12 protein-coding genes are annotated in these 13,236 nt (G+C 43.4%); 9 read left to right on the top strand and 3 right to left on the bottom strand.

Annotated elements, in window-relative coordinates:
• The first annotated feature begins 194 nt into the window (after positions 1–194).
• Together BG32_RS06230 and BG32_RS06225 are read left to right on the top strand one after the other, a co-directional pair.
• The gene (locus tag BG32_RS06230) at positions 195–989 is read left to right on the top strand and encodes an ABC transporter ATP-binding protein (RefSeq protein WP_099771224.1); all 795 of its coding nucleotides are present in this window, start codon (positions 195–197) and stop codon (positions 987–989) included.
• On the top strand, positions 986–1,816 hold the full coding sequence (locus BG32_RS06225; RefSeq protein ID WP_014731461.1) for an ABC transporter permease: 831 nt from the start codon (positions 986–988) through the stop codon (positions 1,814–1,816). Before BG32_RS06230 ends, BG32_RS06225 begins: the two co-directional genes overlap by 4 nt.
• Positions 1,817–1,979: 163 nt before the next feature.
• Here BG32_RS06225 and BG32_RS06220 read toward each other — a convergent pair whose 3' ends face one another.
• Positions 1,980–2,957 carry a tocopherol cyclase family protein gene (locus BG32_RS06220; protein ID WP_099771223.1) on the bottom strand — a complete coding sequence of 326 codons (978 nt, stop codon included), beginning with the start codon at positions 2,955–2,957 and terminating at the stop codon, positions 1,980–1,982.
• Between the two features lie 716 nt (positions 2,958–3,673).
• Here BG32_RS06220 and BG32_RS06215 point away from each other — a divergent pair.
• From BG32_RS06215 to BG32_RS06205, 4 genes are all read left to right on the top strand, one after another.
• Positions 3,674–3,937 (top strand): hypothetical protein, encoded by a 264-nt coding sequence (locus BG32_RS06215; RefSeq protein WP_099771222.1) that lies wholly within the window; start codon positions 3,674–3,676, stop codon positions 3,935–3,937.
• Positions 3,934–4,194, top strand: a complete 261-nt coding sequence (locus BG32_RS06210; RefSeq protein WP_099771221.1) for a 2-oxoacid:acceptor oxidoreductase family protein — start codon at positions 3,934–3,936, stop codon at positions 4,192–4,194. The genes BG32_RS06215 and BG32_RS06210 overlap by 4 nt, the downstream gene beginning before the upstream one ends.
• 165 nt (positions 4,195–4,359) lie before the next feature.
• Positions 4,360–4,515, top strand: a complete 156-nt coding sequence (locus tag BG32_RS15555) for a hypothetical protein (RefSeq protein ID WP_158309310.1) — start codon at positions 4,360–4,362, stop codon at positions 4,513–4,515.
• 6 nt (positions 4,516–4,521) lie between these two features.
• Positions 4,522–5,424: a carbohydrate kinase family protein gene (locus BG32_RS06205; protein WP_014731458.1), complete on the top strand. Its 903-nt coding sequence runs from the start codon at positions 4,522–4,524 to the stop codon at positions 5,422–5,424.
• An 84-nt stretch (positions 5,425–5,508) separates the two neighbouring features.
• On the opposite strand, the gene BG32_RS06200 is transcribed toward BG32_RS06205, so the two are convergent.
• Both BG32_RS06200 and BG32_RS06195 read right to left on the bottom strand, forming a co-directional pair.
• Positions 5,509–7,299 (bottom strand): YncE family protein, encoded by a 1,791-nt coding sequence (locus BG32_RS06200; RefSeq protein ID WP_099771220.1) that lies wholly within the window; start codon positions 7,297–7,299, stop codon positions 5,509–5,511.
• A 267-nt stretch (positions 7,300–7,566) separates the two neighbouring features.
• The gene (locus BG32_RS06195) at positions 7,567–9,129 is read right to left on the bottom strand and encodes a M3 family oligoendopeptidase (protein ID WP_259459562.1); all 1,563 of its coding nucleotides are present in this window, start codon (positions 9,127–9,129) and stop codon (positions 7,567–7,569) included.
• A gap of 166 nt (positions 9,130–9,295) precedes the next feature.
• On the opposite strand from BG32_RS06195, the gene BG32_RS06190 reads away from it, so the two are divergent.
• The 3 genes from BG32_RS06190 to BG32_RS06180 all read left to right on the top strand — a co-directional run bounded on the left by BG32_RS06190 (position 9,296) and on the right by BG32_RS06180 (position 12,928).
• Positions 9,296–10,231 (top strand): carbohydrate kinase family protein, encoded by a 936-nt coding sequence (locus BG32_RS06190; RefSeq protein WP_099771218.1) that lies wholly within the window; start codon positions 9,296–9,298, stop codon positions 10,229–10,231.
• Positions 10,228–11,676 (top strand): glycosyltransferase, encoded by a 1,449-nt coding sequence (locus tag BG32_RS06185; RefSeq protein WP_014731454.1) that lies wholly within the window; start codon positions 10,228–10,230, stop codon positions 11,674–11,676. The genes BG32_RS06190 and BG32_RS06185 overlap by 4 nt, the downstream gene beginning before the upstream one ends.
• Positions 11,677–11,755: 79 nt before the next feature.
• A complete protein-coding gene (locus BG32_RS06180; protein ID WP_099771301.1) occupies positions 11,756–12,928 on the top strand; it encodes a MalY/PatB family protein in 1,173 nt (390 codons plus the stop codon).
• The last annotated feature ends 308 nt before the right edge of the window (positions 12,929–13,236 follow it).

The raw sequence follows: 13,236 nt of genomic DNA, 5'->3' as shown, positions 1-13,236 counted from the left end.
CCTCCCGCCTTTTATCGAAAAACCGAAAAGCTTGGCAACACTGGCCAAGACAAGGTAGAAAACAGGAGGAGATATCAATGAAAAATAAGATCAGAGGCTCAAAGAGCGTTTTTATAGATGGCTTGGTTGATAAGCAGAAGATAGAAATCGAGAGCAGGTTCAGCAGACCTCATTACCTTTAGGAAGGTGAGAACATGGCAGACGCTTTGCTTGCCAACAATATAGTGAAAGCATTTAAGAAGAGTAGAAAGGAAATCATAGCACTAAAAGGGATAAATTTGAGAATAAAGGAAGGAGAGATTTTCGGTCTTCTAGGTCCAAACGGTTCGGGAAAATCAACCTTTATCAGAATTGCCTCAACACTCTTGATTCCAGATAGAGGAAGCATATCCATTTTCGGGTACGATTCCGTTAGTAATTCTGCATCGGTTCAAAGAATGATAAACAGAGTTTCAGTCGAGGCAAGTTTCTTCAGGAAGCTTTCCGCAGTGGAGAATCTCTGTTTTTCAGCAGGACTATATGGAATTCCACGGCGTGAGGCTCTCAAAAAGATAAACGGTCTCGCCGAGAGATTCGGACTGGATCTCAAGAGATTGAAAGATCCGCTAGAAGACTTTTCCAGAGGTATGCAACAGAAGGTAGCCATTGTTAGGGCCTTCATGACTGAACCCAAAATGCTACTCTTGGACGAGCCGACCACGGGACTTGATCCAAGGGCAAAGAGGGATGTTCAGAGTCTTATTAGCGATGTGAAGAACACCATGAATACAACCATGCTCTTGACAACGCATGACATGGATGAAGCGGAGAAACTCTGTGATTACGTTGCGATAATTCACTTAGGAAGAATCGTTGCTTCTGGACGACCGTCAGAACTGAAGAAGCAGTTGCTCGGTAAAGTTGACAATCCAAGCTTTGAAGATGTCTTTCTCGAATTCACTGGAATGAGTATCGAAGAGGCCGAATATCAGGAGGTTGAGTCAGCATGAATTCACAGGCAATAGCCCGGGAGCTTCGCGCCTCCTGGGCCTTTATTGAGCGGAATTTCAACTTCACCAAGAGATACTGGAAGTGGGAACTGGTTTTCTTCGTTTACACCATGGCAAACTCTGTGACAATGGGTTTCATCGGAAAGGGAGTCGAAGCCTTTTCAGGGACGAAGCTCGATACAAGCTATCTGATCCTTTACATGTTGCTTGGATCGATACTGTGGGGCTATCTTTCAATTCTCTTCGAGATAGTAGCTGAGACCGTTGCCTGGGAAAGATGGGAAGAGACTATCGAATACACCTTCATGGCACCGGTTAGAAGAGCTACTCATTTATTGAGTACGTGCGGATATGCCATTCTATATGGAATACTTAGAAGTGGTCTTATTTTAGTAGTCGTTTCAGTCTTCTTCGATCTAGATCTTGGAAGAGCCAATTTTCTGTCGGCGGCTGGAATACTGGCGGTTTCAAGTTTTTCATTCGTTGGACTGGGAATTGTCGCTGCCGTGTTGCCTCTGATCTCACCTGAAAAAGGCGTTCAAGTAGTTCATATCTTTCAGGCCTTGCTTCTGATGTTCTCAGGTGTGTACTACGAAATCGATGTGCTTCCGGTGTGGATGCAACAGGTTGGAAAGCTCTCTCCCGCTACTTATGCTTTAAGAGGAATGCGATCATCGATACTTGAAGGCAGAACCATGGCGGAGATGTGGAATGATGTTTGGCCTCTGATTCTTCTTGGAGCACTTCTACTTCCATTCGGCCTCGTGTTTTTCAAGAGAATGGAGGTTTGGGCGAAAAAAAGAGGGGTGCTGAAAAGAAGTGGCTAGAGGATTCGGAAACAATTTTTTCGGAATCTTATGTTAGAGGGCATCCAGGAAACTAGGGATGCCCTTTTTTCACATACATGTAAGAGATAAACTGCTAAAGAGGAACGGAAGAATCCCCTCAGCAACAATATCCAGTCCTCTAATGATTGAACAGCACAGGTTCTCATTTACTTTTTTCCTTCAGCTTAAGCTCCCCAACAACTTCTAGGCCGGAATTTGTCCCGGTACCTTCAAACAAGACCGCATCGTTTCGGAAGAGTCTCACCGTTATTTCAGACGTAAGCGATTCATCAATTTTCCCACTCATACTACCTTCTACAGGCGAGATTAAATGCGCTCCAGAAGTCTTTTTTGCACTGACATTCAAGGAAAACCCTGCCTGTCTAAGTTGGAGGAATACTTCGTTGTCCAAAACCTCTACTCTATCGATCTTTGCTCCCCTGTAGGTAGCGAATTTATAGAGCTTTTCTTTAAACAGAAATGCGCAGAGGCAACCGGTGAAACTCCTTCCCAACCATGGAATCGTTGCAATCGACAGCATTAATGAGGTTCTCTCGAGATCAAAGCTGTTGCTCTGCATCCAGACCCACGCCTTTGGAAATGATCTTCCCCAATCCTTTTCTATATATCCTCTGCCTCCGGAAAGATCTATCAGTTCATCATCGATTCTTACTTCTCCCTCAAGTTTGTGGTCCATGCTGACGACTCCGTGGTAACATTCCATGAAAGGTACAAAGGAAAAAGGCCCCATGATCCCAGGGGAATAGAACTTTCTAGGCCAAAGGTACGGCTCCAAGATCCTTATGTTCCCAGCAATTCTGTGATTCTCATTGCACATTTCCAGAATCACCGCTCCGGCCGAAAAATGATTTTTCGAGATCTCAACAGAGAAGCGTTTCTTATCAGAATGGAACTCTCCCAAGGGATAGTTGAAGTTGCCGGATTCATTCTTCCCACCCGAGAGGAATTGAACAAAAGCGTGAGCATCTTCTCTCGACGAATTCAAGGACACTCCCGGTATGACTGCAAATGACTTTTCCTTCTTCCTGTCAACAAACTTGAAGTACCAGCCTTCAAAAAAACCTTTTCTCGAAGAAGTTCCATGATAAAGAGATGAATTGAACAACGCGTATAGATTCACATCGCACCTCCTAATATATTCTACTTTTCACTCACGAGAGACTTCTAGGCAATCTCGTATTCTGGTTCTTCTTGACATCTGAATGTTAATATTGATTATTGATATGATCTAAACTGTACAACCTGTAGTTGTCGCGAACCATCAGTTTCGTTTCTTTCTAGCAACGCTGCCCGTTTGATCTTCGTGACATCTAATTCAGATAATCCTTTCCAGTCAAAATGCAGAGGAGGTAAGAAATGGGAAGTACAGTGCATGCAAAGGTAGATTTCAAAGATGGCTTCTCCGGTTCTGGAATTACCGATTCCGGTTACTAGGTAAGAATTGGAAAAGAAGGATCAGCTCCTTGCAATCTGCTCCTAATGGGTCTGGCATAATGCCTTCGCGATACATTTCTCGATATTCTGAAAAAGAAGAGAATTGAGATTGTCTCGACTGAAATCGAATTATCCGGAGAAAAGAGGGACGAGATTCCAACTACTTTGAAGCTTTGTCAAATAAAGGTTAGAGTTTAGTGAGTGAATGCATCTAACAGAGGTTTGAGAAATCTTTCGAACTAAAAAATGAGTAATGTTCAGTATATAAAACAATATCCAGTGTAAAGGTGGGAGCCTATGAAGAGGATTGGCGAAATACTCCTCTCCCAGGAAAGTGGTTCGGAGATTATGATGGGGAACTAGCTTCTTGTTGAACGGGCTGTCGAAGAAGAAGGCTTCAAGGTGATTATCGTGAAGCATTCGTGTATGCTGGAGTTCACTAGAGAACTGAAAAGGAGCCATAAACCATTGCCAAATCCTGTTAAAACCGGAATGATATGTAACAGAAAGTATGTATTGCTGACTTTGCCTGTCCGAGTTATCAAGCTGCCTAAGACGGTTCAATTTGGTTTCAACACGATCTCTGTATCGGGGATAGATCCTGAGTTCAAACCTGCCCCTCAGAGTCAAATGAATCCGATGATCAGTGAAGGGGTGAAAGCATGAGGAGGTTTGACGTTTGTATAATTAAAGTTGGTGGACAGTGCATAGGACTGCTCAACGAAATTCTTCTTGGGACCGTCGACCACTCCGGTCAGTGGGCTATCGGAACCGATACCCATGGACTGGCTCAGAGAGGGGGTACGGTTTTATCTCAGCTAAGAATTGGTAATAATGTTCATTCGGTATTGATCAAGAAGCACCCTGCTCAAATGATGATAGCCCTTCAGCTTTATGAAGCATTGAGAGGGATGGTGAACTAACTTAGAAACGGGGGAATACTGGTTATACCATGACACTGTTTGGCAACCATTGGATGTCCTTTTGAGAAGGACAAAAGAAGTAAATAAGGATGACATCGAACGGGAGGCAAGGAATCGAAATTCAAAGGTGATTTCAGTATTGAGAGAAGATTTGAGGATCCCCAGATGCAGAATGTAGTTCTTGTGGGAACTATTGCTCACAAAAATGTGATTCCAGGAATTTCAGTTGAGCATTACGAAAAGGCTCTCTCCGGTCTTCTGGGAGGAGAATTGCTCAAGGAGAAACTTGAGCTTTTCAGAAGCGTTGTTAAACAGGAGTGATTCTTTATGGGCTTCGAAGTAGCTGTAATTGGCGCCATCGGGATTGATACAAACGTCTATTTATCGGGCAGCGAGATAGACTTTTCGGTAGAGGCGACATTTACTGAAGTTGTGGATTGCATCGGCCAGGCAGGTGGATATGTCTGTCAGTCTCTGAAAAGGCTTGGCCACGAGGTCTGTTTTATCGGATACGTTGGATCGGACTATTTTGGAGACCACATCCGGGAAACTCTATCAGCACAGGGCATCGACATCGCTTTCCTTGGAGTCGATCCACTGGGAACTAAGAGAAGCGTAAACATTATGTACAAGAACGGTGAGCGAAAGAACTTCTATGACGGTAGAGGAGCAATGGCCTTGAAGCCGGATGCTGAAGCCATAAAGAAATACCTATTTGGAACCAAACTTGCCCACGTCAATATTGTGAACTGGTCCAGATTTCTTCTAAAACCTTTAAGAGAAGCAGGGCTTGTAATTTCTGTAGATATCCAGGATGTAACGGATCCCGATGACCTGTACAGAGAAGACTATGTTAGAGAGGCTGACGTTCTCTTCTTTTCATCAACAAACTTTCGAGATCCCACCCCCATAATATCAAAATACCTGAGGGTTCGAAACGATAGAATTGTGATCTGTGGAATGGGAAAGAGAGGATGTGCATTAGGCACGGAGCACGGAATCAACTTCTTCGGCCCGGTTGAGCTTGATGAACCTGTAGTCGACACAAACGGAGCAGGTGATAGTCTTGCTGCGGGGTTTCTTTCGAGCTACTTCCTTGAAGGATATACTTTAGAGGAATCAATTCTGAGAGGCCAGATAGCTGCCAGGTATTGTTGCTCAAAGAAAGGGGTCTCTTCCGATCTAATAACAAAGGAACAGTTGGATGAAGCTTTTGCAGGAAAGAAATAGAACTCTAAGAGATCTCTGTCATAATTCATTATTTATTCTTCACTACAAAAAGAGAAAGGCCGGCTAAAGCCGGCCTTCGTTCCATCATTCAGGTCTAACGTCAGGGAAGATTATTATGTCTTCACTGGGTAGACTCTCAAATAACACCTCATTCGTCATGTAATCCATAAGAATTACCCTGTGCATTCCCAGAGCATCCTTTTCTGTGAAATAGACGAAATCTCCCTCTATCTTCACAGAAGGCACGGGCGCATCCATGAACATAACGTTATAAGCTATCACGGTGTCTTCCCCTGTACTTAAGTCATATACATGGAGAGAATCATAAGAGAAATCCGAGTATTCGTCGGGGTACTCGAAATAGATTATCTTGTTATTATTGCCGTAGGCAGCCCAGAAGGCTGGAGCATCTGTATCAATAAGGGATTCTTTTGTAAGATTGACAATTTCTCCATCGTAGTCTACCGCGTAAGTTTCATCCAAAGACAAGAAGACCAGATCATAGAAACTCTCGATTGACTCGATGACCTGACCCGATTCGACATCGATCACTGAGAAGTAATCTCCGCCAGTCGATACAACTACCTTGGATCCATCCGGTGACCACGCAACAGGTACCATACTGTATTCTTCAGACAATGTCCATATAATGTCCATGCTGCTATCTACCATTGAGATTGACTCTCCCCATGTATCCATGATCAATAATCGATCTCTGTTGGGGGAAAGAGAATAAACATCACATCCATCAAATCTGGCCTCTCTTTCTCCTTCAACTATGACTCCATCCATCTTTTCAGATATGTAGACATAAGTTCTCGCATCTAGAAACTGTCCATAAATAGCACTTGAAACTGTTCCCCGAAGCGATGCGTAAGCATCATAGAAACCAATGTTGATCTTCTCGAAATCGAGGTTCACCGTGTTGTACGATACGGCAGTCTCCTCATCTGAGAGAATCTCTGCCAGCTTCATAGGTTCAGGAACTCTTGAAATCCACGAAAAGATCCAGGACAACTCCTCGTAGTTGAGAACAAACTCCTGAATATTCGAAATCAGCGATGCTTCGTCGTTGGCCAGGACAATCGCGGTGAACAAATCGGTTACATATTCAGGGATATATATATACTCGATCAAGGACAGCGCCTCGTAAATTTCAGTATCGTCGTCTCTCGACTTGCCCTGCAGAAACCATTCTACTGCATCATCATAATAGCCTATCTCCAGATCAAGGATTCCATTTAGATAGTAGTACATCGGTGAAGAGCTAAGAAATTCTGAATTCTCACTTAGCAGACTTCTAGCGGTTGAAAAGTCGTAATCGTCTATCAACCCCACAATATAAGGAATCAAATAGTCAGTCTCTCCAAAATCCTCTACAAGGATTCTCGATACAAGCAGATGAAGATCGACTGGATAAAGGTCGACAGACTCCGCATGGAGAAACTCGTAAATCTCGATCTGATCTTCGCTAAGTCTGTTTACAGACTGTCGGATAGCCTCCTCCGACATGGCCCAGCCGCTATTCAGGGACTTAAGATAGAGTAGCATAGAGTTCTTGTCTGGCCGAAGATCAAAAAGGATCTCGGATATTTCTTCGGCGTAATCTGAATAAGCATTTTCAAGCAACTTCTCAATTCCTTCTTCAATCAACGGATACATTGCTTCGGGAATCTCATCAACAGCCATTATTACTTCTTTAAGTGTCGTTCCATAATTTTCAAGTTCGTAATTCTCATAATAGATTTCCAGCAATGCTTTGAGACTCTCGACATCCAAAGGATTTTCGGCTATCTTGGCCTTGAGTTCTTCAACCTGTCCCAATACAACGAACGGTACCATCATCAGAACTATAACAAAGACGATTTTTCTCATTCAAACACCTCCTCGCCAATTCTAACTCTGTGAGCTTCGCCGAAGCTATCCTTCTCTTGAGTAGATTTAATTATGATGGATTACGTCCTTGCGAACTGTCTATTCTTTCAAAGAAGCACTCTCTTCAAAGCAAAGCTAGCTCGCTTTCAACAAATCGGACGAGTTCAAGCAGGTAATGCTCCGAAAAATCGAATTTTATACCTGCGCTTTCAAACAATTCGTCTAGCGGCCTTGAATAACCCATTGAAAGGAACTTCTTGTAATCCTTTATGGCCTTAGAGCATTTTGCCTATAGTTTCTGTAAACAGCGAGAGCCCCAAGTTGAGCAATTCCGTATTCTATATAGTAGAAGGGATTCGTAAAAATATGTGGCTGAAGAAGCCAGCGAATCTTCTTCTCTTCTTCGAGTCCTGTCCAGTCGACTCCAGTGTTAAATCGATCAAAAACCAAAGAGAATTTCTCATCTCTTTCCGAGGAAGAATGATCGGGGTTTGTGTAGATCCACTGCTGGAACGAATCCACAATCATACACCATGGCAGAAAACTCAAAGTTCCGGCCAGTTCCTCTTTTCTTGCAATCCTTACCTCCTCTTCTGAGTAGTATTCATCCCAATAATCCATCGTCAAAAGTTCCATAGACATGGAAGCCAGTTCGGCAGCTTCGTGGGTTGCGTGTCTATAAGCTATCAGTTTCTCATCTGTCGTTGCAAAAGAGTGCATCGCATGTCCCGATTCATGAAGTATGGTTTTGACATTTGCGGGAGTTCCCGTGGCGTTCATAAAGATGAAAGGAGCGCCGGTTTCATCTAAGGGGTAGTTGTAGCCACCTGGAGCCTTTCCCTTTCTGTTTTCGAGATCAAGCAGACCGTTCTCCTTCATCTTTAAGAGATTAACGCCGAACTCCGGGTCAACCTTCTGAAGTACTCTGATAGCCTTCTGTATGAATTCCTCCATTGTTTCAAATGGCTTTAGCACTCTTCCCGAAGGCTCAACACTAATATCCCAGGGTCTTAGTCTATCCAACCCGAGTTCTTTCCGTCTCTTCTCATTAAGCTCCGAAACAAAAGGAACTACAACTTTTTCTACCGATTCATGAAATCTGTGTACATCCTCGACTGAATAGACAAATCTGTTCTTCTTCTGATGCATATAGTCTCTATAACTACTGAATCCAGAATTTGCCGCCTGAGGAACCCTTACAGAAAGAAGTTTATCAAATAGGTTCTCAAGGCTTTCATGTACTTCATCAAGTTTGCTCATTGAAAGCCGCCAGGCTTCTTCGCGAGTTAAGCGGTCCGGTTCCAGCTGGAACCTCGATAGCTGCGAAAGAGTGTATTCTTTTCCTCGAAACTCTGCAGTTATTGAACCGATGGTCGCCGCATATTCAGACGCCATTTTCTTCTCCTGAACCTCCAGAGAGAGATTATCCTCATTGAAAAGCTCAACCGCATTAGAAACTATCGCATCGAAGTTCTCATATCGGAAAGGATCTAACTCCCTTCTGTGAATGCTATCGTAGTATTTTTTCATAAGCCTTATTCTGTAAGGCTCTGCCTTCGAATAAACATCTTCGAAGAATTTCGAATAATCAAGTCTCTTCTTCTCGTTATCAGCAAATCTTGTCATGTCGATGTACTTCCATGCAAGCTTCTCTTGAAGAATCATGAATAGCTCACTCCAGTGAAGCAGGAAGTTCTCTAGCGAATCTCTATCAACAATTTCGTATTCCTCAAGCCTCTTGAGCTCGCTCTCCAGATTCTCCCAAAGCGATAAATCAATATCACTTCCAACATATCTTCTTTGGAGCCTTTTTAAAGATATTTCCTCCATTTACTAAACCTCCTGTCTCAAATATGTGTAGCTATTGTTAACTTGATTATACACGCCTCCCGCTTTGAGAATCTGGTTTCTGAAGAGCTATGTTTGAGCAGATCCCGGATCCGTGAACGGAAATAGACTCTCGAATGATAGACTAATAAGAGAAGGAGGCGTTGAATTGTCTCGAATTGCCGTCGTTGGTGAGCTCCTTATTGATCTGATATCTACCAATACTGTGAAAGATCTAGGCGAAGCAACTTCTTTTCGAAGGTTCTTTGCGGGTTCGCCTGGAAACCTTGCATCGAATCTTAACGACCTGGGTATCGAAAGTATTCTTCTATCAAGAGTTGGAAATGATCCTTTCGGAAGGGCTTACCTTGAGCATCTTCGTCTAAAAGGGATCGATACTTCCTTTGTCCAGCAAGACCAGGAAGCCCATACCTCTATGGTCTTCGTTTCGAGATCTCAGTCATCCCCACAGTTCTCGGCCTTCAGAGGCGCAGATTGCTTACTTGAGGAACCGTATGATATTGATAGCTTCATGAAGGACATAGACTTTATTCACTTCACTACATGGCCGTTATCGTGTGAGAGGTCTCGAGAGGTTTGCTGCAAGCTTGTAGATTATGCACTTCGAACGGGAGTAAGGATCACATTCGATCCCAACTACAGACAAATTCTTTGGACTCACAATCAGGATGGTTCGGAATTCACAATAGGGTTCCTCGAGAATGTCTTTCTTGTCAAACCTTCTGAAGATGATGCTAACGAAATTTTCGGCCCTGGAGAACCTCTTGATTACATCCGTAAATTCCATGAATCTGGAGCGAAAAACGTCATTCTGACTCTGGGGCAAAAAGGATCAATGATATCCGACGGAAACAGGGTAGTAACCTTGCCATCTTGTGCGAGAAGAGTAGTAGATACAACAGGAGCTGGAGATGCATTTTGGTCAGGAGTTTTATTCGGATTGCTCGGTGGAAAGGACATATTTGAATCGGCAGTGTACGGTAACTACTGCGCGGGCTTCCGCATTGAACACGAAGGAAAGGAAGTGATCTTACCTTCTATAGATGCTCTGAAGGCGATTTTCGAGGCAGGTGATTATTTGTGAGAGTTGCGTTTATAAACCCGCAGGGAAACTTCGACAGGGAAGACAGTTACTGGACGACTCATCCGGATTTTGGGGGCCAGTTGGTCTATGTTAAAGAGGTCGCTTCGGCTATGTCGGAAATGGGAATCAGGTGTGACATAATCACCAGAAGAATAATCGATGAGAGATGGCCCGAATTCGCCGATGAATTCGACTACTATCCAGGAAAAGAGAATCTCAGAATCGTTCGGATTCCCTTCGGCCCCGACGGATTTCTAAGAAAAGAGGACTTATGGCCCTACCTAGGTGAGTTCTCAATAAGAATAATAGAGTTCTATCGGGCAGAGCGCACGATGCCGAATTTTCTTACAACACATTACGGAGATGGAGGTCTTACAGGCGCTATGTTATTCAAAGAAACGGGGATTCCTTACTCGTTCACCGCTCACTCCTTAGGGGCTCAGAAACTAGACAAGCTACTTCAGACGGGAGAAAACCGCATGAAAATCGAAGAGGAGTTCAAGTTCTCCTATCGAATTGCGGCAGAGCGTATCTCTATGAAGTACTCTGCAGTGAATTTTGTTTCAACTTCGATGGAAAGATTTCAGCAGTATAGCCATCCCCTTTACCGTGAGTTTTCTGACGTCGGAAACGATTCAAAATACTCTATCGTGCCTCCCGGTGTCAATACGGATATATTCACTGCAAATCCATCGGAATTGGACGAAGCAATAGAAGATAGATACAAAGAGGCTGTTGAAAGATTTTCAAATGCATCGAGGTTTCGACTTCCGATGATCGTTGTCTCAAGCAGATTCGAAGGAAAGAAGAACCACATTGGAATAGTCAGAGCCTTTGCAAATGATCGTGAACTCCATGAGTCAAGCAATCTTGTAATCGTCACGAGAGGGATTAAAAATCCATACGAAGAATTCGACTCTCTTGAGGAACCTGATCGTTCAGTTCTGAAGGAAATCATCGACCATATCCGCAGAAATGGAATTGAATACGGAGTGATTTTCCTTAACATTGAGAATCAGCACGAACTATCCGCCCTATATAGAATCTCTACAAAGAGGAAATCGATTTTCGCTTTGACATCTCTGTATGAACCGTTCGGCCTTGCACCGATTGAAGCTATGGCCTGCGGGCTGCCAGTAGTAGCAACCTCAAATGGTGGACCGGCAGAGAGTTTAAGAGAAGACAACATTGAATATGGAGTGCTAGTAGATCCTCTTGAAACAAATGATATTGTTCGCGGATTGAAAAAGGCTCTCTTCAGCAGTCCCTCTTTTTGGGAAGAATTAAGTTCAAGAGGAGTCGATCGGGTAACCGAAAAATATACATGGCGATCAAGCGCTGAAAACTATCTCAACGTGATCAAAGAAAAAATCAAGGGGGAATATCCCGAGCCGGAGATTCCAGAATGTCTTTACTCGGGTGATGGTCTTCCGTTTATTGAGTAGTCCAGAAATTCTTTCAGCTCAACCAGTGATAATCTTGAATGTGAACATAGATGACATTTCTAAGAGATGGAGGAAAGCTGTGAAATACGACTTTGACAGAGTTATCGAGAGAAGAGGAACAAATTGCATTAAGTGGGATCACGCAGATCTCTTTTTTGGAAGGAATGATCTGCTTCCGATGTGGGTAGCCGATATGGATTTTGAGTCGCCCCCTGAAGTTGTCGAGGCAATAGTCTCAAGAGCAAAGCATGGAATCTACGGATATACCGCAAGATCAAAAGCTTACCACGAGTCTATCGTGAATTGGCTTTATAGAAGACATGGCTGGAAGATAAAGGAAGAGTGGATCGCACACGCTCCTGGAGTTGTCGCGGCAGTTCACATTGCCATTATGGCGCTTTCTCATCCTGGAGACAGGGTGGTTGTGCAGACACCGGTGTATTATCCTTTCTTCAAAGCAATCAAAGAAACGGGTCGACAAATGATTCTGAACCCTTTGAAGGAATCAGACGGAAGGTACTCAATGGATTTCGAAGACCTTGAAAGAAAAGTTGATTCAAGAACGAAGATTATCATTCTCTGCAGTCCCCACAATCCAGTCGGAAGGGTTTGGAGAAGAGATGAGCTCTCAAGGCTGGGAGAGATCTGTTTGAACAGAAACATCAAGATAATCTCTGACGAGATCCATTCGGATCTGGTTTTTGGCAATAACAAGCATATACCTACAGCAATGATTTCTGACGAGGTTTCTTCCATAACACTGACATGCGTTGCGCCAAGTAAGACTTTCAATCTCGCTGGCCTCTCTTCAGCAGCGGTAATTTCGTCATCCAGTGAACTTCTAGGAGAATACTCGAGTATGATGAGCACAGTTGGAGCCGGTATGTCTAACGTTTTTGGCACAGTCGCTCTTGAAACGGCTTATAACAATGGGGAACGTTGGCTCGAACAACTACTTGAATACATTAATGGGAACTTCGTGTATATGAGAGATTTCTTGAAAACCAATTTCCCGGAGCTGAGAGTTGCTGATCTCGAAGGAACCTATCTTGCATGGATCGATTTTAGAAATACAGGTATGAGTGTTGAAGAGCTCAGGAGCTTTCTGTACGAAAAGGCAAAGGTTGGCTTTGAAGACGGCTCGATATTCGGTGAAGAAGGCGAAGGGTTCATGAGGGTGAATCTTGCCTGCCCAAGGGCCATAGTTGAAGAGGCAATGAAGAGATTAATTACTGCCAGGAAATCCGAGTGATTTTCAAGTTTGCTAAGAATGTTGTAACTTACTCTGATCGGAAGAAAAGAAGTACATATAGACTTAAACAATAGTCACGCTGGGTTAATTGACAATTCCACATTTTTGACTAAAATGAATTGAAGAATCAACTCCTTCTCGACTCGATCAAACAGAGACATGCTAGACCCCACCCCTGTTCGGAAATTCCCAAATAGAAAACAGGCTCTTCACGAGAGGGCCTGTTTTGTTTCTGACCATTAAGGTGTCTTTCTCACTTCTTTCTCAATTTGAAAGAAATGTATCTCTTTCTATCAGTGAATAACAAC

The sequence above is a fragment of the Mesotoga sp. HF07.pep.5.2.highcov genome, assembly GCF_003666285.1.
Classification (GTDB): Bacteria; Thermotogota; Thermotogae; order Petrotogales; family Kosmotogaceae; genus Mesotoga; species Mesotoga prima.
This window is presented reverse-complemented; position numbering and strand designations above follow the sequence as displayed.